We start from the raw sequence: 22,878 nt of genomic DNA, 5'->3' as shown, positions 1-22,878 counted from the left end.
TATCACCCAGTTAATTATAAACGATTGTGCCGACTCCGTCTGCTAGTTTGTTGGCATTGCTCAAAGAGGTGATAATTGCTAAATTACCTGTTTTTTCTACAAATTCAATTGCAGCTTCTATCTTAGGCTTCATACTCCCAGCTGCGAAATAACCTTCTGCTAGGTATTGTTTGAGCTGTTCAGCTTTTATTTTACCAATTGCTTGTTGATTTTCTTTGCCATAATTCAAAAATGCATGATCCACCGTTGTTAGAATTACTAATTCATCAGCGTTGATATCTTCTGCCATTTTAGCAGCGGAAAAATCTTTATCAATTACGCCGGCAACACCTCTGAGATGCCCATCTTTCACAATAACAGGGATGCCACCACCGCCACAGGCAATCGGAATAAATAAATTTCCTAAAGTAGCCGCCATCACTGCTTTAATTGAATGCAATCGATTTTCAGCTTCTGTAAATTGCCAAGCATACTTTGAATTAAAGACCTCATCAGTTACTTCCATCTCATTTAAGCCATATTTTTCATAGATTTCTTCTCCCACCTGAGTTGTTCGATCATGAAAAGCTGGCAAACAATGCATAAAGATCAATTGGTCATCTGGTGTACCAGTCATTTGCATCATTTTCATTGTGACCGTATATGGCTTTAATAATTTAATTCGTTCAGACCAATCATTTTCACCCATCGAAACCCAAACATCGGTATAAACAACATTGGCTCCTTTAACGCCCTGAGCAATATCATCTGTGATCAAATTTTTTGAACCTGAATCTTGGGCAAAATTTTGAGCAATTTTTTGTACATCAGGATGTGTAAACAAAGGCTTGGGTGTAACAATATGTACATTAACACCTAACATTGAGCCACAAACTAAAAGACTGTCGGCAACATTATCGCGGCCATCACCCATTTCCAAACAGGAACGCCAGAATATTTAGCCAGCTATTCTACATCTTCTTGAGCAAAACCGCGATATTCAATTCCATCATACATTGAGCCTAGGACTTTAGCCGTATCCTTGACGCTTTCTTTTTTACCTAAGTGGATCTCGCTTGCGCCTAGATATTCTGGATGAGCGCCTAAATCATTACAAGCTACTACAAAAGCAGATCGCGTTCTAGTTGATGCTTTTTCAAAAAGTAGTGCAATATTTTTACCTTTCAGATATTCATGCGGGATATGCTCTTTTTTAAGTTCTTTTAAATGTAATGCAAAATCAATTAAATATGAAATTTCAGCTGGAGTATAGTCTTTACAATCGAGAAAACTTCTACCTTGAAAAACATTTTGTAAATATTTCATTTTTTGCCTCTTATAAATCTTCACGAACCAACGGACACGACATACATCTAGGACCGCCACGACCACGTGAGAGTTCACTAGACCGAATCTCATGAACGATGATGCCATGTTTTCTTAGCAAATCATTGGATACATAATTACGATCATAAGTAACGACTTCACCTGGTGCAATTGCCAAGGTATTTGAGCCGTCATTCCATTGCTCACGTGGTGCGGCAATTGGATCACCACCGCCAGTTGGAATTAAATCCAATTCGCTTAAATGCAAGTTTTCTTTCAAAACCTGCACCAAATCATTCTTTTCTGTAATTTTTACACCGTTGTGATCATCGGGCTGTAGAACATAAATATCAATTTTGCCGGCTTTATCTAAAATAAAGGGATGAACCGTAAATTGATCATAATTAATACGCGTGGTGCTAGTTAAATCTTTCTAGACAATAAGCCAAATTATAAGCTAAAATTGCAATTTCCAACCGGCTTTGAAAGCCTATCAGACTACGTGCTCGATTGTTCTCGGCATTGTAATAGGTCAGAAGCGAAAAGTCGCTTTCAATTGTTCTGCGAATAGCCATCAATTGATGATCATTGTGCTTTTTAGCTCCTGTCATATTTTTACGATATGGTGTCCAAAGTTCATAACCCATTTGTTTTAGCTGTTGATGCAGTTCTTTGCCTAAATAGCCTTCGTCGCCAAGAAGATAGTAATTAGATGGATGTGCATTTTCCATCAGTTCAACTGTCTCCTTGGCATCATGAACTGATGCTTTTGTTACGACATAATCAAGAATGTAACCGTCATCGCTAACAATGGCATGAACTTTGAAACCATAGAAGTAAATTTTCTTGGTGGCCTTATAACCAATGTTGGCATAACCGCGAAAAATTTTAGCACGATAGTTGCGAATTGGTTGGCAAACAGGTACCGGAAAGCTGTCAATGATCAAGAAATGTCCATTCAGGTCAACCTTTTTATTCATTTCTTGCCGTATCTGATAAATCAATTGCAATAGCTGACGTGAACGCCGATTAAAACGTGAGTGTGATAAACAATTGAAACATTCACAGAATCTTCTTTGTGATTCAATTCCTGTCTTAGCTTGCCAGATAAGTAAAGCCAAAATCAGACTGTCCGTAGTTTTAATTTGATCAATATTTCGCCGATGAGTAAACTCAGCCGGTGCATACAAACGATACCAGTGCCGACAAATTATCACTAAATCTTTAAAACTAACTTGTAAATGGTGGCTAAAACGCTTAAGCTTAAGGCAGTTCAATCAGATCAGACTCTTTTCTATTATTACTATTTACAAGTCGAGTCTAACAAGATTGGATTTTTTTATTAACTAAAACGATTTAACTAGCACCACGCGTATAATTAATCATTGTAAAAACTGTATCAAGGTGCATCATAGCATGATTGTGCGGAATCTTAATCGCTAAAATCGTATCATAACTTGAATGACCAAATAAATTATGAGCTAAGTCAGTAATTGCAGTTGCAGAAGTGCGTTGTGAAATACCTACAGCTAACACATGGTTATTTAGAACTAGTTCATCCCCGCCCTCAAGGCGACCATGATGATAACGGTCACGCCAAACTGGAATAGTTGCGTTCTTGAAATCAGGATGATTTTTCAAAATTGTTTCCATAAATAATGATTCACGTCGTCTAGCTCTGAAAGTCATCCGGTTAATGGTCATCCCTGAACCAATTGCAGCCTGTTGATCTCGAGTAAAATATACATTTGGCATTGGATCAAGATAAAAAGGGTAATCTGGGTCCTCAGCCAAATCTGCTAAAGATGGGGTAGAATTATGAATCGCACTTTTTCTAATTCCAGCAATCACCGTTTTTACCATTTCCTTAGTTGGCAATTCTTGGAGATAGTTCAGCAATAATTGATGCAAAGGATCCTGTTTTTTAATACTTGATTCATCCAGTAACTGATCTAAGAATGCCCGACGAACTTTCTCATCTGTTAAAGATTCTGCTAATAAATCCTCAAGATATAATACTTTGATCCCCTGCTGCCTCAATACATGCGCAAAAGCATCATGTTCTTCTTGGGCAATCTTCAGATAAGGAATATCGTCAATTAACATTCGATGCAAAATATCTGGGGCTAGATTTTCTAGTTCTTTTCCCGGTCGATGTAACATCACCGTTTTTAACTTACCAATTTCTGAATAAACATGAATCGGACTCGACATTCAACCACCTTCTATTAATTATTGTATCCGTTTACATTTATTATGGATCAATTAGGCAAAAGTTACAGTATTATCATATTGCATCAATGATTTTTTTCATTAAAGGTGTAACTTGATGATCTTTACGCCAAACCAGCTGCAAATGTGTTATCCAATTAGCATGTTTAATTGCGATCATATTTTCTTGGGCATAAGTTGTCGCAATTGATTCTGGTACTAGCGCTACTCCCATTTTTCTCTTGGCCCAAGTAATTGCTGTCCGTGAATCATCACACTTAACCGCATAAAATGGCTTAAGCCCATGATGTGCAAAAGTTTGATTAAAAATATCCTCAAAGCGGCGATAAATAATCAATGGCTGATCTGCTAGATCTTTAATGCGTAATTCTTTTTTTTGCTGAAAATCTGGGTCTACACTAATAGCCATCATTTTTTCAGTTGTTAAAGTCTTAGTATTTAAACCTGTCTGGTTGTAAGGCGTTCGTACAATGCCTAGATCGATTGTCTTTTTTTCTAATTTATCCAGGATGCCATAAGTATTATCTTCATAAATATCAAAAGAAATTTCCGGATAATATTTTCGTAATTCATTAAAAGAATTCATTGGTATCAAGCCCGTTGAGGAAGATGCCATTCCAATTGCAATCGTTCCCAATTCACCGGAAATAGTCTTATGTACTTGGTTTTCAGCATTTTGAGCTAGAGAAATAATTTCATTGGCATAGCTTTGAAAAATTTGTCCCACATCAGTTAGCTCAATACCATGTGCCGTTCTTTTAAATAATTGCGCGCCCAACTCTTTCTCTAATTGTTTTAATTGATAGCTTAATGGTGGCTGTGCAATATACAAGCGCTTAGCAGCTGCTGTAATCTGCTTTTCTTCTGCTACAACTAGAAAATAACGTAACTGTTTTAGATTCATATTATTTATCCTTTTTTTATTTCAATTGATAGTGATATTAAAATATTTAATATCTTATATTGTATTTTAGTATTTTATTCATAGCAATATCTGTGCTACCTTATTAAGGTAGATTTGGAGGGAAAATAATGTCTGATAAATTTCACGGCTTAACTCAAGCCGAAGCAGACAAGCGCTTAAAAGAAGATGGCTTAAATGAAGTACCAGAGCCTGAATACAATTTCTTTAAAGAGTTCTTGTCTAAGTTATGGAACCTATCCGCTTGGATTCTAGAAGCTGCTTTAATTCTAGAATGTATCTTGGGCAAATGGGTCCAATCATTATTCGTGTTGTTGATGCTTTTATTTGCTGCATTTAACGGTGCATCTAAGAAAAAGCAATCAAGACGAGTTTTAAATAATATTTCACACAAGTTGACTCCTACTGTATCAGTTGAACGCGATGGCAAGTGGATCAAACTTGATTCTAAACAACTAGTTAAAGGCGATTTAATCTCACTTAAACGCGGGGACGTACTCGCAGCAGATGTTAAAATTGTTGACGGTAACTTAGCTTGTGATGAAAGCTCAATTACAGGTGAATCTAAACCAGTTAAGAAAGCAATTGATGACACCGCCTTTGCCGGTACTACAGTTGTTGAAGGTGATGGCCTAGCTGTTGTTACTGCTACAGGTAAAGATTCTAGAAGCGGTAAGACGATTAATTTGATCAACAATTCCGCTGCTCCTGGTCACTTACAACAACTTTTGACTAAGATTATCTACTACCTTTGCTTACTAGATGGTGTTTTAACCTTAGTTATTATTATCGCCTCCTTCTTCAAAGGCGGTAATTTCAATACCTTTATTAATATGTTGCCATTCCTGGCAATGATGTTTATTGCTTCAATTCCTGTAGCAATGCCATCAACTTTTGCTTTATCCAACTCATTTGAAGCAACCCGCTTAAGTAAAGAAGGGGTCCTGACTTCTGACCTAACTGGAATTCAGGACGCAGCTAACTTGAACTTGCTTTTACTCGATAAGACTGGAACAATTACGGAAAACAAAACTGCCGTGGCCGCTTGGACTGATCTAAGTGACTTGCCTGATAAAGACGTGCTTGCTTTAGCTGGAGCCGCAACTGATAAACGTAATGCTGGTATTATCGATACAGCAATCGATGAATACTTAGTAGAAAATAACATTCCAGTCATGAATGCTGAAAACTTTACTCCATTTACTTCTGACACTGGTTATTCTATGGCTGATGTTGCTGGACATAATGTAAAGCTTGGTTCATTTAAGCAATTATCCTTGATCGATAAACATGCCGATGAAGAAATTTCTGGAATTAATTTCAAGGCAGGACGCTCAGTGGCAGTCTTGATTGACGATAAGTTAGCTGGTGTCTTCATCTTACAAGATAAAGTTAGAACAGACTCTAAAGCAGCTTTGGCTGAACTCAAGAAACGTGGCGTTCGCCCAATTATGTTAACTGGTGACAATCAAAAGACCGCTGCTGCAGTGGCAGAACAAGTTGATTTAACTGGTGAAGTAATTTCGATTCACGATTTCAATGAAAATACTGATATTAATGATTTGGCCGGTATTGCTGATGTTTTACCAGAAGATAAACTCAAGATGGTAAAGCTTTTCCAAGAAAAAGGCTATATCGTAGGGATGACTGGTGACGGAGTTAACGACGCACCTGCATTAAAACAAGCTGAAGTAGGAATCGCGGTTTCAAATGCTGCTGACGTAGCTAAGCGTTCGGGTAAAATGGTATTACTAGACGATGGTCTAGGCTCAATTGTTAAAATTTTAGACGCTGGACATCGCGTATACCAAAGAATGACTACTTGGTCACTAACCAAGCTTGCTAGAACTGCTGAATTAACGATGCTGTTAACTTTTGGCTATCTTTTCTTTGACTACATCCCAATGGCCTTGAATGCAATGGTTATCTATACCATTATGAACAATATGGTTACGATGATGATTGGGACGGACCGGACTCACATTACTTATAAGCCAGAAAACTGGAATATGGCTAAGCTTGCTAAGATCGCCTTTTCACTAGCTGCTGGTTGGACTTTAATTGGTATTGGGTTTGTTTGGTTCTTAAACACACACGGTTGGAGTCACGGTGCTGTTTCTACTATGGTTTACGTATACCTAGTTCTTAGCGCAATGTTGATTGTTTTGATTACTAGAACTCGTAAGTACTTTTGGCAAGATTACCCATCCAAGTTGGTTGGTAGTGTTCAAATTGCAGATGTTCTATTGACCTTTATCTTAGCTCTTTGTGGTTGGGCAATGGTCCAAATTTCTATTCAAAATCTAGCAATCACCGTAATTGTAGCGATTATTGCTGCCATAATAATCGACTTAATTTACCAACCTGTGATGAAAAACAGATAGATTATTACCATAAATTTTATAAATTAAAAGACTTCTAGGAACTTTGAACTCTTAGAAGTCTTTTAATTTATCTTTTTGATTCACGATATCCTGCTGCACGTGCTGCTGCTTTACTCTTGAAGAAAACCGCATTTTCACGATTCATTCGATAATTATGACCGCGCATTACGTGAAAGATTTTTGATCGTTTATTACCAACAATTCTGTAATTACCGGTATAAATCTTAGTTTTATCACGATATTGATGCTTTCTCCTTCTGTGATGAATAGCTGCATTAACAACTGATGTCGACCCCTGCAAATTTGCAGGCAGAACACTGATTTCTCCCACTAACATCAGCAATGCAACAATAGTCACAACCCAATTCTTGCATCTTTTCATAAAAACACTCCCTTAATATGTCACTATATTTATATAGTATACGCTTATATATGAAGTGTTCCTACGTTTATTAGAAACTAGTTTCAATTACTTATCTTCATTTGCACCTAAAACTGCAAGCCCATTAGTTGAAAGATCATCACCATATTGTAAATAAATATCTTTCATTCTTTGTGCATCCCACGCAGTTAAAATAGTAAATATAATCACAGCAATAATCGAAAAAACGTAGTCAATGATTGGATTATGTAAAAACAAATTAACTAACATGGCTACAATCAACCCAATTAACGCAGCAGAAGCATAGGACCCTATTCGACTCAAATCTTTTTTGGTAATTGTTCCTAAAATCGCCATTGTTACAAAGACGGTTGCCGAAGCTACAAATGCTGAAGCAATATTTTGTCCACTATAGGCACCTGCAATAAAAGCAAAGGTAACGCCGTAAACAATTGGTGTTGTGCAATAAAGGCAGAGATAGGTCCCGCAAAAACCGTCATTGTCAAATATGCACTAATTGCTGAAACGAAAACCGCTAAGGCCATATAACCATATATTTTGCTAAAAAAACATTTAATCCTGAATCATTAGCATATTGCTGTTGACCAGATTCTTGATCAAAATTATCCATCTTAATTTCTCCTTCTTAACACATACCCTGTACTTTAAATATAACACCTGCTTAATTAAAAACGTAGCGAGACACCCTACCAAAATATAAACTATCTCGTCGCTTTTGGACTAGACCTATAATAAAAAATATCATATAATTGGTATAGACAATTATCAAAAATGAGGTACTATTATGACAATGAGATCTTTAGGTCTGTCAATTTATCCAGGCCACAGCAAATTTGAAGGCAACGCTCACTATCTGGACTTAGCTCACAAATATGGCTTTTCTCGTATCTTCATGAGTATGCTTGAAGTACAAGGCAGCCCTGAAGAAACCAAAGCTAAGTATAAAAAAATCATTGAATATGGCAATAAATTGGGATTTCAAACTTTTTTAGATGTTAATCCTGCAATCTTCAAACAACTAGGTGTCAGCTATGATGACCTGAAATTTTTTGCTGATATTGGTGCAGCAGGCATCCGTCTTGACACAACATTTGATGGTGCAATTGAAGCAATGCTTTCTTACAACCCATATGGTCTAATCATTGAACTCAACATGAGTAATAATGTTGACTATCTTAACAATATTATTTCTTACCAAGCTAATACACCGTTTATTTATGGCTGTCACAATTTTTATCCTCAACGCGGTACTGGCTTACCTTACGACTTCTTTATCGCTTGTTCTGAACGCTTCAAAAAGTTTGGCATTCATTCAGCCGCTTTTGTCTCAAGTCAAGTAGGTCAAATGGGACCTTGGAACGTGGAAGATGGTTTACCAACGCTTGAGCAAGACCGTAATTTACCAATTGATGTGCAAGCAATGCATCTCTGGGCTTCTGGGTTGATTGATGATGTAATCATCGGTAATGCTTATGCCAGTGAAGCCGAGTTAAAAGCCTTATCTAAAGTTAATCGCTATCAATTGATGTTGCACGTAAACTACGTTACTGATGTTAATAAGATTGAGAAAACTATCGTAGAAGCGCCTCAACATTTCCGCCGTGGTGATATCACTAAGGATGTAATTCGTTCAACCATGCCCCGTGTAACTTATGCAGATATTCCTAATCCAGTACACGACAACAATGTAGAATTCCAACGCGGAGATATTATCATTGGTAACGACAACTTTGGTCATTACAAAAATGAACTACAAATTGTCCTTGAACCTCATAAGGAATCAAGGATGAACAAAGTCGGTTCTATTAGATCAGACGAATTATTCCTGCTCGACTTTATTAAACCATGGTCAAAATTTAAATTAATCGGTAACAAATAATAAAAACACCTCATGTCATTATCTGTAGACACGAGGTGTTTTTCTACTTGAATAAATCGTTAAAACTTTCGCTCATTGTTGGGTGAGTATAGATTTGATCACGCAAAATATTTGCTGGAATCTTCATTTTCATTGCCATACTAATTTGATTAATTAGCTCATAAGATTCGGCACCATAAAGAGTGACGCCAAGAATTTGGTTGTTTGCAGGATTAATTAATGCTTTAAATAAACCGCGTGGATCCTTCAATACTTGAGCCTTAGGAATTGCAGTTACTGGCAGTTTCTTTAATTCATATTTGATATTTTGGGATTTTGCTTCCTTTTCATTCAAGCCGACGCGAGATAATGTCGGCGTAATGAATACACTGTATGGTACATTGATTCGATCACTGACTCTTCTTTGAGCATCCCCATATAATTGATCCTTGATAATCCGGAAATCATCAAGTGAAATATAGGTAAATTGCGGACCGCCTTTGACATCACCAATTGCCCAAACATTTTCTACGTTAGTTCTTAGATAATCATCAACCATAATTGTGCCACGATCAGTCAATTCAATATCAGTATTTTCTATTCCAAGATCTTCAGTATTTGGTTTTCTTCCTGTGGCTACTAAAATTCTATCAGCAACTGTTGTTGTAGTCACGCCATCTTTTTCATAGTAAACAGTATGGTCATCTATTCTACTGATCTTCACGCCTAACTCAAATTTCACGCCACTATTTTCAAGATCATGCTTTATCTCGACCGCAATGTCATCGTCTTCACGTGGTAAAAAGTTATCATGTAAATCAAGCACAGTTACTTCTGAGCCATATTCTGCAAACATCGATGCAAATTCTAGACCAATGTAACCAGCACCAATAATCACTAGCTTTTTAGGTAAATTTGTTTGATCCATTGCAGCAGTCGAATCAAGAATAGCATTACTTTCCATTAAACCAGGAATTGGCAACATAACAGGCAAAGCACCAGTATTGATAAAAATTCTGTCACCATGAAATTCTTCGATTTGACCATTTACCGTGGTTACTGCAATTTCATGATTATTCATAAACTTAGCGATGCCGTCAAGTACGGTAACATTCTCTTCATCTGCTAACATATGATAATTCTTGTTCCGTAGCATTGAAGTCATATCATTTTTGCCATTGACCGCGTCAACAAAATCAACGCCATTACCAGCTTCGATAATTAAACGCTTAGATGGCAAACATGCAATATTAATACAAGTTCCACCATACATCTTATCTGACTTCTCAACAACTAAGACTTCTTCACCTTTTTGTGCTAAAAATTTAGCTAGAGTCTTACCACCTTTACCAAAACCAATAATAATGTTCTTTACATTTTTCATAATTAAGCCTCCCTATTCTTAATATCCTGTTTTCCTTATTGTGGACGATCAAGAATAATTTCTCATCTTTTTTGTTTTAGAATAAAAAAACAAATCCTCCTAAAAGCGAGTCGCCTTTAAGAGGATTGTTATGAATTTCTGTTGATCGGGCATCGTGAACAAGGATTCTCGATGCAACACTTTCTTTAGTATAACGATCTTTGCAAATTAGATCAAGCGCGATTTTTATTAGATATGTGCTAAAAGCCAACTATTCCTGATCAAATGTTTTTTCTATGTGATACCATGGAGATGGATTTTCGAATATATTCTAGTCCATAACACCAATGACTATAATACTTTTTAGGAAATAGTTTAGTTAGAAAACCAGCCATTAAGGATTCAATCAATATTTTAATTGTCTACTTTTTACGTCTCAGTACAATTTAATTCCCTCTTTTTATTTATTCTATTTTAAGCACCATGATATTGAACCAAACTGTAAATATCAACATCTGGCAACTTTTCTCTACCATGTAAATCTGGTAATTCAATATAGAACGCAGCACCTACAAGCTTACCACCAAGATTTTCGATTAATTCTTTAGAAGCTCTTAAGGTACCAGCAGTAGCCATCAAGTCATCACACAGAACCACCCTTTGACCCGGCTTAATTGCATCTTTATGCATTTCCAAACTATTTGAGCCATATTCCAAGTCATAGGAAGCACGTTCAACTTCTCTTGGTAACTTATGTGGCTTTCTTGCAGGTACAAAACCTAAGCCTAATTCAGTAGCTACAGGACAACCTACAATAAAACCACGAGCTTCAGGTCCAACAATTACATCTGCCTTCTTACTCTTAGCATATTCTGCTAATTCATGAGTAGCGGCATGATACAATTCACCATCTTGCAAAATCGGTGTGATGTCACGGAAAACAATGCCCTTGTTAGGAAAATCCTGAACACTTGCAATATATTTTACCAGATTTTAACAATAAAAACACTGAAAACAGGATAATTATCTAATTATTTGCCAAATTATTAATATATGTAATTAAACGTTGACTTGGCATCGTCCGCAATTGACTGACAAACTTAATTTGCGAAGAAGTTGCCATCAAGTATTTCGATGCCGTTAATGGCTGCTTCTTAGGAGCTGGGGCACCGACTAGCTTGCCTTCGTCTAGTTTTACAAAACCAAGTTCAAAAAATACTCTCAGAATGAAAAGCACACTATCATAATCTAAACCTAAATATGGTGCTACGGTTCGATAATCTGCTGGGGTTAATGTTGGATGGCTATAAATATACTTTAAAACATTTCCAAAATAACTTTTAGCTGGAATTTGCTCGACTGGTAATTGATCAAGCAAAAAACGCAAATAGATCTGTTGGTAATTCTTTTCCAAAGCTTCATCCAACTCAACTTGATTACGTGGCACATCAAGTAAAGCGATCGTTTCACCTGTTTGATCATAATCTTTAACCAAACTAATCTTATCTTCATCGATTTGCAGTCTATTACGCACAATCGGAATATTTTTTTGATCAAATAATAGATAGCGATCAGCAAAACCCATCACATATTTTTCTTGACGTAAATCGATTACCGGCATTGGGACGGCTAATTTAGGGGAAGCAAAAGCGAGACCAGTCATAATTCCTTGTAAAGAAATTTGCTTTCGGTAAGTGTTTAATGATAACTGCACAAAAATTTTAGAAATAAATGGTAAAAGATTATTATTCAAAAAGCCCTTATTAAAACCAACTACCGCTAAATTTCCACCTTGCTTGTTAACAGTAAATTTAACGTGATTCTTATCTTTACCCATTTTAAAAAAGTGAGTGATCGTTGGATCAGAAATACTAAAAATTGGTTGTGGATCACCCGTACCAAAAGGTCCTACCTGGTTGATTTGCGCTAAAGTTTGCGGACTTAATCCTTTCATAGGTAGTTCCATATCATAATCTTTAGTTTCAAGACCACCCTCGACTTGGAAATTATTTTCAAATTGATCTCGTAACGGAGCAATTTTTTCTTCTTCCATTGACAAGCCACAAGCAAAATCATGACCACCAAATTTTGTTAAGTATTGGTCTTTAATAGGATTCAATGCATTAAATAAATTAAATCCAGTAAATGAACGACCTGATCCTTTAATTTCACCTGCAGCATTTTTAGTTAAAACAATTGTCGGCTTATGTGTTTTTTCAACAATCTTATTAGCAACTAACCCCAAGACACCTTCATGAAATTCTGGATCATATAAAACTAAAGTATTTTGCTTCTGCCAGCTATTTTTTTGAATCAAATCCATACATTTTTCATAAACTTGAGTGGTCAACTCTTTACGCTGATTATTAAGTTCTTCAATCCTATCAGCAATTTTTTGTGCTTCAAGGTCATCATCACTTAGTAAAAGCTCAACCGCCAAATTAGCATTATCTAACCGGCCGACAGCATTCAAACGTGGAGCAATATTGAATCCTACATCAGTCTCATTGATTCCACCTAAAGTTAGACCAGCATTTTTAATTAAAGCACGCAAACCAGGTCGCTCTGTTTGATTAAGCATTTCCAGGCCACGCTTAACAATAATATGACCCTCACCCGTGACTTTAACCATATCACCGATCGTACCGATCATTGCTAAATCAAGTAATTCGGGCATCGTATCTTGCATTAAACCACGACAAATTGTATAAGCGACTCCAGCACCGCAATAGTCATCAAAAGGATATTTTTGCCCAGGATAATTACAATGGACAGTTGCATAAGCAGCTGGTTTTTCTTCCTGAAAAGTATGATGATCTGTCAAAATCACATCAACGCTATGCTCCTGCGCATATTTAACTTCTTCAATCCCAGTAACTCCATTATCAACTGTGATAATTAATTTAGTTCCATCAGCTACAATATCTTGGTATCGAGCTAAATTAGGACCATAACCATCTTTAAAGCGATCAGGGATAAAATAATGAACATCTGCACCCAAAATACTTAATGTCTCTGTCATAATGGTTGTTGCGGTAATCCCATCGGCATCGTAATCGCCATAAATAGTAATTTTTTCACCATTATCAATTGCTTGATTAATTCGCTCAATCGCTTTATCCATATCGTGCATAAGTGCTGGATCAGCTAAATTATCTTCTGTAGCATTAAACCAAAAATCGAGCTTTTCGTCCGTATTAATACCGCGTAAAGCAAATAACGTAGCTGCGATTGGACTCAATTGATACTTTTCAACTAAGTCTGGTGCTAATTCTTGAGCTGTTCTTTCTTGCCATTTCATTAATTATCAAACACCTTATGTTTTTTTCAAAACGAAAAGGCACTCATGATTGAGTGTCTTTATTACAAAATCTATTATAATTTTAACGCAAATCTAAATCAGGTTAAAGATTGTAGATTTTTATTTTAACTTGAAAATCTTTAAATTATTATCGGTAGCTTTTTCCGTTTTAATTAAATTGCCACGGATAGCCCAGCGATTCTTGCCCCCATCAGCACAAGTGATCAAAGTTACGATATTTTTCTTCGTATTATCAACTAGCCAAACAGCTGTAGGATCAACAATCTTTTTCATATAAATTCGATAAACATATACTTTATTAAGATTAGTTAGATAAATTAACTCTCCCCTTTTGACATCTTCTAATGGTGAAAATAAGATACCTTTTGCTGTCATATAGTGACCCGCCAAAGGATAATTTCCCTTACCCATCACTTGATCAGCTCGCATCGTACCACCGCCTGTCGACATGGCATCATCACTCATGCCTAACATAATTGGCAAGGACATATTTACATCAGGAATTGCTAACGCACCAATCGCACCAGAAGTTTTCTTAACTTGTGATCTTGTTGCTTGCGCTATTCCCAATGATTTTACTTTACTAAAATCATACATCCCTTTTTTACGTAGATTTTCCGTAACTTTACTTTTATTCAAGCCATTGAGAGTAGATTGCTGATTATGACGAATCATTTGATTGCTAATTTGTTTATTAAAGATTAGCGCCACACCAACGATTAAAAGGATAATGCCCAAAACTCGTAGTATAATTCTACTAATATTTGTTTTCTTTTTAGCCATTTTATTTTCCCTTGATATCGTCATCGTTCATCTTCAACACTGCCATAAAGGCATCTTGAGGCACTTCTACCCGCCCAACAGCCTTCATGCGTTTCTTACCACGTTTCTGCTTTTCTAGCAATTTAGCACGACGATCTGGGTCACCAGTATGAATCTTCCAAGTAACATCCTTACGATATGGCTTAATGGTTGCACGAGAAATAATCTTAGCACCAATTGCACCTTGAATATCTACTTCAAAGTTTTGCCGTGGAATTAGTTTCTTCAGCATTGAAGTCATTTGTCGAGCCCGGTCTTGAGCTTCCGATCTGTGAGCAATAAAGCTCAAGGCATCAATTGGCTCCTTGTTAAGCAAAATATCAATCTTAACTAAATCAGTTGCGCGGTAACCTGTAATTTCATAGTCTAATGAAGCATAACCCTTAGTCGATGACTTTAAATCATCAAAGAAGTCAAAAATAATTTCAGCTAATGGCATGTTGTAAATAACATTCACACGATACTTATCAAGATAATCCATAGTGACAAATTCGCCACGCTTACGTTGACAAAGTTCCATTACCGGACCAACAAAGTCATTTGGCACCATAATCTCTGCCTTAACATAAGGCTCTTGCACTTCTTTGTATTCCCCTGCATCAGGTAAATCAGACGGGTTATCGATAACCTTAGTTGAACCATCGTTCATAATTGCATGATAATCAACCGATGGCGCTGTCATGATCAAGTCAAGATCAAATTCTTGCTCTAATCTTTCTTGAACTACATCCATGTGAAGCAAGCCTAAGAAGCCACAACGGAAACCAAAGCCCAAGGCCGTTGAAGTTTCTGGTTCGAATTCCAAGGCAGCATCATTCAGTTGTAGTTTTTGCAAGGCTTCCTTTAAATCTTCATAGTCTCGATTATCAACAGGATACATACCTGAATATACCATTGGTGGAATTTGACGATAGCCTGGCAGAGCTTCTGCAGTAGGATTATCTGCTTGAGTAATCGTATCACCAACCCGAGTTTCACGAACTGACTTGATATTAGCAGTAATGTAGCCTACATCCCCGGCGATCAGGACATCCTTCTTAATTGGATGAGGACTTGAAACACCAACCTCGGTAACTTCATATTCCTTACCGGTATTCATAATTTGAATCCGATCGCCTGCCTTAACCATGCCATCTTCAATTTTAACGGACATTACCACACCACGATAATCATCATACTTTGAATCAAAAATTAAGGCTTTCAGTGGTGCTTCAATATCACCAGCTGGCGCCGGGATGTCCTTAACCACTTTTTCCAACATATCCTTGATGCCTTGACCAGTTTTACCTGAAACTTCAGCAGCTTCAGAAGCATCTAAGCCGAGCATCTCTTCAATTTCTTCCTTTGTTTTAGGAACATCAGCTGATGGCAAGTCAATCTTATTGATAACTGGCAAAATTGCCAAATCATCATCAATTGCTAGATAGGTGTTAGCTAAAGTTTGAGCTTGTACACCTTGAGAAGCATCAACTACCATCAAAGCCCCTTCACAAGCAGCCAAAGAGCGTGATACTTCATAAGAGAAGTCTACGTGCCCTGGTGTGTCGATTAAGTGGAAAATATAGTCTTCACCATCTTCAGCATGGTATTTAACTTCAACAGAGTTCATCTTGATAGTAATTCCCCGTTGGCGTTCGAGCGGCATATCATCTAACATTTGATTCTTAAGTTGACGCTGACTAACAGTATCAGTTAATTCCAAAATTCTGTCAGCAATAGTTGATTTACCGTGATCAATGTGTGCCACGATCGCAAAATTTCGAATATGTTTTTGATAGTCTTTTAATTTTTCTAAATCCATAAAATCGTTCACCCTTTACTATGTAATAATTATTATAGCAAAGCTAGATAAAATCACGAAATTGTAGCATAATAATTTCCAAATTTAATAATACAAGGAGTTTAATGATGATAACTGAAAAATCAGCCGGTGCTATCATCTGGCGCAAACAGAAATCACAACTAGAATATCTAATGATTCAAAGTCAACCTTATAAACAATTTCCAAGTGCTTGGGGATTTACTAAAGGACATTTAGAAGGAACAGAATCTAATGAGGACGCTGCACAAAGAGAAGTTTATGAGGAAGTGGGTCTTAACCCTAAATTTGACTTTACGTTTCATCAAGTTGATACATACCATTTAACAAAAAATCGCCAAAAAGAGGTTACTTTCTTTTTAGCAGAATTTATTGAAGGACAACAAATTAAACTACAAGAAAGCGAAATTCGTCAAAGTGCCTGGTTAAGTTATGATGAAGCTCAAAAATGTCTGGCTGCACAAAATTACAAAGAATTCAGCTACAAAGAACTTCAATTAATCTTAAAAAAAGCAAACAGTTATCTTCTAAACAAAACAAAATAAAATAATATTTTTTCATAGAAAAAGATTTCTACCGACAAAGTAGAAACCTTTTTTAGCATTTACATATTAAACTTATCTTTTAAGCGTTCAAAAAATCCTTTTTCTTGTGGTGTAATATTGCCACCACCATCATGAACAAAGTTGGTCAAATCTTTCTTTTGCTTATCATTAATGTGCTTTGGAATAACAATATTAACTGTAGTAATTTGATTACCATTGCCATTACCACGAAGATATGGCACACCCTGTCCACGCAAAGTAAACTTCTTATTAGGTTGCGTACCAGCTGGAATAGTTAGCTTTACATCACCATGCACAGTCTTAACGTTAATTTCATCTCCTAAAGTAGCCTGAGCAAATGAGATTGGTACTTCTGTATAAATAGTCTGGCCACGACGCTCAAAATCTTTAGATGGTTTAATTCGATAGTTAATATATAAATCACCATATGGTCCGCCATTTATACCTGCTTCGCCTTGGCCTTGATATCTAAGTTGTTGACCATTGTCGATTCCCGCTGGAATATCCACTTCAATAGTATTCTTACGGTCAACTGTTCCTTTACCGCCACAGGTTTTACATGGATGCTCAATAATCACACCACGACCATGACATTTGTCACAAGTGGTTTGACGACGGATCATGCCCAACATTGATTGTTGAGTAATTGTCATATAACCAGTTCCATGACATTTATCACAGGTAATTGGATGTGTACCTTTTTCACAACCATTACCGCCACAAGTCTCACAAGTTTCGCTTCGAGTATAGCTGACCTGGGTCTTTTTGCCCTTAATGGCATCCATAAAATCAATTGTCAATTGATAATCCAAATCTTGGCCACGTTGTGGTGCAGTTGGATCAACCCTCTGTTGACGGCCTTGACCAAAAATATCGCCAAAGATATCGCCAAAATCACCAAAGCCAGAAGTATCAAATCCGGCACCGCCAAAGCCTTGACCAGCTCCACCACCAAAGCCACCTTGACCATTTACACCAGCAGAACCAAATTGATCATATTGCGCACGTTTTTGCTTATCGTGCAAAACCTCATAGGCTTCGTTAACCTGCTTATACTTTTCTTCAGCTCCAGGTTCATGGTTTAAATCTGGGTGATATTTTTTGGCTAATTTACGATATGCCCTACTTATTTCCTGATCACTGGCGTCACGATCTACGCCAAGTACTTTATAGTAATCTTCTTGTGCCATCTATTTGAACTCCTTGTATTCTCAAAAGAAAAGAACTACTCAATGGGTAGTTCTTTTCTCCTTTTGTTTAATTATAAACCCATTACTTATTTGGATCTACTTTGTGGAATTCACCATCTTGGGCATCACCGTTGTTGCCATTATTTGAATTACCACCTTGTGGGCCTTGAGGACCTGCTTGTGGACCAGCTTGACCAGCAGCACCACCATTTTGTTGATACAACTTAACAGCTAAGTCTTGAGCAGCCTTGGATAAAGCATCTTTCTTTTCTTTCATTTCATCCAAGTTGTTATCCTTTTGAGCTTTCTTCAAAGCTTCAAGAGCATCTTCAACTGGCTTACGATCGCTATCAGAGAGCTTATCCTTAGTATCTTTCAAAGTCTTATCTGTAGTAAAGATTAATTGATCTACTTCGTTTCTAAGGTCTGCTTCTTCCTTACGCTTCTTATCTTCATCAGCGTGTTCTTCAGCATCCTTTTGCATACGTTTAATTTCTTCATCTGATAAACCGGATGAACTCTTAATAGTAATCTTTTGTTCCTTGCCAGTACCCATATCCTTAGCAGATACATTTACAATACCGTTCTTATCGATATCGAAGGTAACTTGAATTTGAGGAACACCACGTGGTGCTGGTGGAATATCAGTTAATTCAAAGCGGCCAAGAGTCTTGTCGTCTGCAGCCATTGGACGTTCACCTTGCAATACGTGAACATCTACAGCTGGTTGATTATCTGCTGCAGTTGAGAAGATTTGACTCTTTGAAGTTGGAATAGTAGTGTTTCTGTCGATTAACTTAGTGAAGACACCACCCATGGTCTCAATACCAAGTGACAATGGGGTAACATCAAGTAAAACAATATCCTTAACATCACCTGAGATAACACCACCTTGAATTGCTGCACCCATAGCTACAGCTTCATCAGGGTTAATTGAATGGTCAGGTTCCTTACCAGCCCATTCCTTAACTGCCTTTTGAACAGCTGGAATACGAGTAGAACCACCATTTAAAATAACCTTGTCAATGTCATTAACAGTAAGACCTGCATCCTTCAATGCATTGTCAAATGGTACCTTAGTCTTTTCTACCAAGTCAGCAGTTAATTCATCAAACTTAGCACGAGTTAAATCTGCTTCAAGGTGTAATGGACCAGCTTCGCCAGCAGAAATGAATGGAAGTGAGATATGAGTACTTGATACACCTGACAAGTCCTTCTTTGCTTTTTCTGCAGCATCCTTTAAGCGTTGCATTGCCATCTTGTCCTTCGACAAATCAACACCATTTTCATCCTTAAAGTTCTTAATTAACCAATCCATGATACGGTGATCAAAGTCATCACCACCAAGATGAGTATCACCATTAGTTGACAATACTTGAAAGACACCATCACCTAATTGCAATACAGAAACATCAAAAGTACCACCACCAAGGTCGTATACTAAGACTTTTTCATCTTGGTCTTTATTTAAACCGAAGGCTAATGCTGAAGCAGTTGGTTCGTTAATAATTCTTTGCACATTCAAACCAGCAATCTTACCAGCGTCCTTAGTAGCTTGGCGTTGAGCATCATTGAAGTAAGCAGGAACAGTAATAACAGCATCCTTAACTTCTTCACCCAAGTAATCTTCTGAGAATTTCTTAATATATTGTAAAATAAATGCTGAAATTTCTTGTGGTGTATATTCCTTATCACCAACTTTAACCTTATAATCAGCTTCACCCATGTGACGCTTAATTGAAACAATGGTATTAGGGTTGGTAATAGCTTGACGCTTTGCTACCTCACCGACTTGAATTTCACCATCTTTAAATGCAACTACTGAAGGAGTAGTCCGGTTACCTTCTGGATTAGTGATAATCTTTGGTTCTTTACCTTCAAGAACTGCAACTGCTGAGTTAGTAGTCCCAAGGTCAATCCCAATAACTTTTGACATATATTAGCTTCCTCTCTTATTGAGCAACTACAACCATTGCTGGTCTTAGTGTTCTATCCTTATATTGATATCCTTTTTGTAAAACCTGAACAACGTGATCTTTTTGATCATCATTCTCAGCTGCTACTGTTTGAACAGCTTGATGTAATGTCGGATCAAATTTAACGCCATCAGCCTCAATCTCAACTACACCGTGATCTTTCATTGCCTTCACAAGTGCATCCAGGGTCATTTTCACGCCCTTCTTTAACTGCTTAGACACATCATCATCGGCCTCAACGCTTAGGGCTCTTTCCAAATTGTCCATTGCTGGCAAAATGTCCTTCGCTAAGCTTTGAGATTCGTACTTAATTAATTGAGCACGTTCTTTAGTGTAGCGATTTTGCATATTTTGAATTTCTGCTTCACTACGCAAATACTTATCTTCAAGATCCTTGTTCTTATCTTTTAAATCAGCTAATTCTTTAGCTAATTTTTGATCTTGTTTATTTTTTTCTTGCTTCTTTTCTTCACCTTTATCGGCTTCTTTTTTAGCCTTAGGCTCAGAAGTCTTTTCTTTTTGCTCTAGATTTTTTTCACTTGGAAATTCTTCTTTACTCACGGCTAACCTCCTTTATTGAAACTTGCCGTAATAATCAAGCAACTTTTTAGCTAGTTCATTTCTAAAATATTCAAGCAACCCAATCATTTGTGAATATGGCATATTCGTTGGTCCAAGTAAAGCAATAGTTCCTTTACCATGGGAGCCAACGCTGTACTCAGCTGTCAGCAAACTATAATTTTTTAATAAATCATTGGGTAATTCAGATCCCAACTTTACCTTTACTGGATAATTTCCAGACTTTGGATCCACCTTTGCATCCATTAAATTAGTGAACAGATTATTATGATCAATCAACTCGTACAAAGAACGAATGTCATTTACATCATGTTCAGAAGTATTATTGAGCAAATTAATCTGTCCATCCACATACATCTGCTCACTAGCTGCATCTTTTACGACATCTTCAACTAAACTAAGCAATTCAGTCACATGTTCGCCGCCTAATTCGTTTTTAGCTAATTCACTTAGCAACGAAACGTTGATTTCATTTAGGCTCTTTCCGACTAACTGATCATTAATCATGCGGACAGCCTTTTCAATTTCTTCGCCGTGAATATTATGTGGCAAAGCATATACCTGATTTTGAATGTTACCATCACTTGTAACCAAAATTGCCATAATCTGTCGTTGAGACAGCGGTACAATTCTAAATCCTGTGACTCTAACATCATGACTCTCAGGTCCTTCCGCAAATGCGGTATAGTTAGTTAAATCTGACAGAATTCGTGCAGCTTCTTGTACAATTTCATTTACTTGATGAAAAGGTCGATCTAATTGACTTCCTATTGTATTATAAACAGACTCTGGTAATTGCAACGGCTCAACTAAATTATCAAGATAATAACGATAGCCCTCGCTTGAAGGAATTCGACCACTTGAAGAGTGAGTTTTTTCAATTAACCCCTGCTCTTCCAACACGGCCATTTCATTTCTAATCGTTGCACTTGAAACTTTAATTGGCAACTGCTTCATTACGGTCTTTGAACCTACTGGCTCATGACTTTGTGTAAAGTCTGTAATTATTGTTTTTAAAATAAGCTCTTGACGCTCGGTCAACATATTATATCGCCCTCACTTTTAGCACTCACATCTCTCAGGTGCTAACAGTTAATATGATACCAGAAATTAGCACTAAATCAAGTAGATTGCTAATTTTATTCAAAAAAATACGCACTTTTTTCAAAGTACGTAGCTTCTTAACCCTTTTGCTTAAAATAAGCCCTAATTTCTTGCTCATCTCGTTCAAGTTGCTCTTTCAGTTCAGGTAATCCGGCAAATTTTTTCTCACCTCTGGTATATTTATACCATTTGATCTTCATTGGCTTACCATAGATATCTTCATTAAAATCAAAAATATTAGATTCAATATATATCTTCTTGTCCTGATTAATGGTTACATTATAGCCAACGCTAGTCATGGAGTTATACCACTTACCATTTACTTTAGTCTTGGTAGCATAAACTCCAATTTTAGGAATCACCTTATGGTCTGCCCAAATCAAATTAGCTGTTGGATAGCCTAGCTTATGACCATTTCGTTTACCATGCCCAATGATACCACTCATTACATAATGGTGCCCCATTAATTCAGTGGCTAATTCCATCTGACCATCCTTAATTGCTTGACGAATTTCAGTTGAGCCAATTTTTCTACCGTTAAAAGTTTGCTTTGGCATCACTACAATATTAAAACGCCCTTTGGAAAATTGGGGTAAATTAGCCATATTTGCAATATTCTTAGGACCATAAGTGTAATCAAAGCCAGCAACAACGGTATCAGCATTTAATCTGACAATTACATTATCGACAAATTCTTGTGCAGAAATTTGACTGAAATTTTTAGTAAATGGTAAAACAGCCAAATAATCTACTCCTAATTCCGCCATTTTGTTAGCTTTTTCTTCCAAAGTTTCTAAGTATTTAAAATCTCGTTTCGACTCATAAACTTCCTTAGGATGTCGATCAAAGGTCAACACAACTAATGACAATTTCTTCTGTAATGCAATTTCTTTAGCCTGATTAATTAAGCGCTGATGTCCCAAATGAACCCCATCAAAAAAGCCAAGGGCAAGCACAATTCTAGTAGATAAAATATTTTCCTTAACAGGATATGTTAAATGAACGATTTTCACAGCTAATTCCTTCATTTCAT

The 22,878-nt window shown here is 36.8% G+C and carries 16 protein-coding genes and 4 pseudogenes; 3 read left to right on the top strand and 17 right to left on the bottom strand.

Translation table 11 applies throughout. The annotated features are described in order from the left end of the window. Nucleotides 1-10 precede the first annotated feature (10 nt). The 5 genes and pseudogenes from J6L97_RS04605 to J6L97_RS04580 all read right to left on the bottom strand — a co-directional run bounded on the left by J6L97_RS04605 (nucleotide 11) and on the right by J6L97_RS04580 (nucleotide 4,441). A pseudogene (locus J6L97_RS04605) lies at nucleotides 11-1,305 on the bottom strand (amino acid kinase family protein). Nucleotides 1,306-1,315: 10 nt separating this feature from the next. Continuing rightward, nucleotides 1,316-1,729, bottom strand: a pseudogene (locus tag J6L97_RS04595) (arginine deiminase family protein); the annotation flags it as partial. Continuing rightward, complete coding sequence (locus J6L97_RS04590; RefSeq protein WP_118992340.1) at nucleotides 1,725-2,582, bottom strand: IS982 family transposase; 858 nt, start codon at nucleotides 2,580-2,582, stop codon at nucleotides 1,725-1,727. The gene J6L97_RS04590 and the pseudogene J6L97_RS04595, both read right to left, overlap by 5 nt. A 100-nt stretch (nucleotides 2,583-2,682) precedes the next feature. Further along, a pseudogene (locus J6L97_RS04585) lies at nucleotides 2,683-3,519 on the bottom strand (arginine deiminase); the annotation flags it as partial. Nucleotides 3,520-3,592: 73 nt separating this feature from the next. After that, on the bottom strand, nucleotides 3,593-4,441 hold the full coding sequence (locus J6L97_RS04580; RefSeq protein WP_057726506.1) for a LysR family transcriptional regulator: 849 nt from the start codon (nucleotides 4,439-4,441) through the stop codon (nucleotides 3,593-3,595). Between the two features lie 128 nt (nucleotides 4,442-4,569). Here J6L97_RS04580 and J6L97_RS04575 point away from each other — a divergent pair, with 128 nt between their 5' ends. Continuing rightward, entirely contained in the window at nucleotides 4,570-6,843 is a 2,274-nt protein-coding gene (locus J6L97_RS04575; RefSeq protein WP_013086476.1) for an HAD-IC family P-type ATPase, read from the top strand. A gap of 67 nt (nucleotides 6,844-6,910) precedes the next feature. Here J6L97_RS04575 and J6L97_RS04570 read toward each other — a convergent pair whose 3' ends face one another. After that, entirely contained in the window at nucleotides 6,911-7,225 is a 315-nt protein-coding gene (locus J6L97_RS04570; protein WP_013086477.1) for a sunset domain-containing protein, read from the bottom strand. A gap of 87 nt (nucleotides 7,226-7,312) precedes the next feature. Then, nucleotides 7,313-7,856, bottom strand: a pseudogene (locus J6L97_RS04565) (Bax inhibitor-1/YccA family protein). 174 nt (nucleotides 7,857-8,030) lie between these two features. Between J6L97_RS04565 and J6L97_RS04560 the strand changes: the two are divergent. Continuing rightward, the gene (locus J6L97_RS04560; RefSeq protein ID WP_005719249.1) at nucleotides 8,031-9,125 is read left to right on the top strand and encodes a DUF871 domain-containing protein; all 1,095 of its coding nucleotides are present in this window, start codon (nucleotides 8,031-8,033) and stop codon (nucleotides 9,123-9,125) included. A 43-nt stretch (nucleotides 9,126-9,168) separates the two neighbouring features. Here J6L97_RS04560 and J6L97_RS04555 read toward each other — a convergent pair whose 3' ends face one another. The 5 genes from J6L97_RS04555 to lepA form a co-directional block, all read right to left on the bottom strand. Next, a complete protein-coding gene (locus J6L97_RS04555; RefSeq protein WP_054832701.1) occupies nucleotides 9,169-10,488 on the bottom strand; it encodes an FAD-dependent oxidoreductase in 1,320 nt (439 codons plus the stop codon). A gap of 453 nt (nucleotides 10,489-10,941) precedes the next feature. Beyond that, a complete protein-coding gene (locus J6L97_RS04550; RefSeq protein WP_054832699.1) occupies nucleotides 10,942-11,457 on the bottom strand; it encodes an adenine phosphoribosyltransferase in 516 nt (171 codons plus the stop codon). A 37-nt stretch (nucleotides 11,458-11,494) separates the two neighbouring features. Continuing rightward, entirely contained in the window at nucleotides 11,495-13,768 is a 2,274-nt protein-coding gene (gene recJ / locus J6L97_RS04545; protein WP_013086484.1) for a single-stranded-DNA-specific exonuclease RecJ, read from the bottom strand. Between the two features lie 120 nt (nucleotides 13,769-13,888). Continuing rightward, nucleotides 13,889-14,572, bottom strand: a complete 684-nt coding sequence (locus J6L97_RS04540; protein ID WP_057726507.1) for a class A sortase — start codon at nucleotides 14,570-14,572, stop codon at nucleotides 13,889-13,891. 1 nt (nucleotide 14,573) lies between these two features. Beyond that, a complete protein-coding gene (gene lepA / locus J6L97_RS04535; RefSeq protein WP_013086486.1) occupies nucleotides 14,574-16,412 on the bottom strand; it encodes a translation elongation factor 4 in 1,839 nt (612 codons plus the stop codon). Nucleotides 16,413-16,519: 107 nt separating this feature from the next. On the opposite strand from lepA, the gene J6L97_RS04530 reads away from it, so the two are divergent. Continuing rightward, nucleotides 16,520-16,975 carry a bis(5'-nucleosyl)-tetraphosphatase gene (locus J6L97_RS04530; protein ID WP_013086487.1) on the top strand — a complete coding sequence of 152 codons (456 nt, stop codon included), beginning with the start codon at nucleotides 16,520-16,522 and terminating at the stop codon, nucleotides 16,973-16,975. A 59-nt stretch (nucleotides 16,976-17,034) separates the two neighbouring features. Here the strand turns inward: J6L97_RS04530 and dnaJ are convergent, their stop codons facing one another. The 5 genes from dnaJ to ribF all read right to left on the bottom strand — a co-directional run bounded on the left by dnaJ (nucleotide 17,035) and on the right by ribF (nucleotide 22,873). Then, on the bottom strand, nucleotides 17,035-18,186 hold the full coding sequence (gene dnaJ, locus J6L97_RS04525) for a molecular chaperone DnaJ (protein WP_057726508.1): 1,152 nt from the start codon (nucleotides 18,184-18,186) through the stop codon (nucleotides 17,035-17,037). Nucleotides 18,187-18,268: 82 nt separating this feature from the next. Beyond that, on the bottom strand, nucleotides 18,269-20,122 hold the full coding sequence (gene dnaK / locus J6L97_RS04520; protein ID WP_013086488.1) for a molecular chaperone DnaK: 1,854 nt from the start codon (nucleotides 20,120-20,122) through the stop codon (nucleotides 18,269-18,271). Nucleotides 20,123-20,138: 16 nt separating this feature from the next. Next, nucleotides 20,139-20,723, bottom strand: a complete 585-nt coding sequence (gene grpE, locus J6L97_RS04515; protein WP_057726509.1) for a nucleotide exchange factor GrpE — start codon at nucleotides 20,721-20,723, stop codon at nucleotides 20,139-20,141. A gap of 12 nt (nucleotides 20,724-20,735) precedes the next feature. Continuing rightward, nucleotides 20,736-21,785 carry a heat-inducible transcriptional repressor HrcA gene (gene hrcA, locus J6L97_RS04510; RefSeq protein ID WP_005719259.1) on the bottom strand — a complete coding sequence of 350 codons (1,050 nt, stop codon included), beginning with the start codon at nucleotides 21,783-21,785 and terminating at the stop codon, nucleotides 20,736-20,738. A 137-nt stretch (nucleotides 21,786-21,922) separates the two neighbouring features. Then, nucleotides 21,923-22,873 (bottom strand): riboflavin biosynthesis protein RibF, encoded by a 951-nt coding sequence (gene ribF / locus J6L97_RS04505; RefSeq protein WP_023488778.1) that lies wholly within the window; start codon nucleotides 22,871-22,873, stop codon nucleotides 21,923-21,925. Nucleotides 22,874-22,878 lie beyond the last annotated feature (5 nt).

The organism is Lactobacillus crispatus (genome assembly GCF_018987235.1).
GTDB classification, from domain to species: domain Bacteria; phylum Bacillota; class Bacilli; order Lactobacillales; family Lactobacillaceae; genus Lactobacillus; species Lactobacillus crispatus.
The sequence above is the reverse complement of the archived record's forward strand: the minus strand, read 5'-3'. Positions and strand labels throughout refer to the sequence as shown.

Coding starts and splice junctions, on each gene's coding strand:
- J6L97_RS04580 (WP_057726506.1), bottom strand. CDS start 4,441: ATGAATCTAAAACAGTTACGTTATTTTCTAGTTGTAGCAGAAGAAAAG.
- J6L97_RS04575 (WP_013086476.1), top strand. CDS start 4,570: ATGTCTGATAAATTTCACGGCTTAACTCAAGCCGAAGCAGACAAGCGC.
- J6L97_RS04570 (WP_013086477.1), bottom strand. CDS start 7,225: ATGAAAAGATGCAAGAATTGGGTTGTGACTATTGTTGCATTGCTGATG.
- J6L97_RS04560 (WP_005719249.1), top strand. CDS start 8,031: ATGACAATGAGATCTTTAGGTCTGTCAATTTATCCAGGCCACAGCAAA.
- J6L97_RS04555 (WP_054832701.1), bottom strand. CDS start 10,488: ATGAAAAATGTAAAGAACATTATTATTGGTTTTGGTAAAGGTGGTAAG.
- recJ (WP_013086484.1), bottom strand. CDS start 13,768: ATGAAATGGCAAGAAAGAACAGCTCAAGAATTAGCACCAGACTTAGTT.
- J6L97_RS04540 (WP_057726507.1), bottom strand. CDS start 14,572: ATGGCTAAAAAGAAAACAAATATTAGTAGAATTATACTACGAGTTTTG.
- lepA (WP_013086486.1), bottom strand. CDS start 16,412: ATGGATTTAGAAAAATTAAAAGACTATCAAAAACATATTCGAAATTTT.
- J6L97_RS04530 (WP_013086487.1), top strand. CDS start 16,520: ATGATAACTGAAAAATCAGCCGGTGCTATCATCTGGCGCAAACAGAAA.
- dnaJ (WP_057726508.1), bottom strand. CDS start 18,186: ATGGCACAAGAAGATTACTATAAAGTACTTGGCGTAGATCGTGACGCC.
- dnaK (WP_013086488.1), bottom strand. CDS start 20,122: ATGTCAAAAGTTATTGGGATTGACCTTGGGACTACTAACTCAGCAGTT.
- hrcA (WP_005719259.1), bottom strand. CDS start 21,785: ATGTTGACCGAGCGTCAAGAGCTTATTTTAAAAACAATAATTACAGAC.
- ribF (WP_023488778.1), bottom strand. CDS start 22,873: ATGAAGGAATTAGCTGTGAAAATCGTTCATTTAACATATCCTGTTAAG.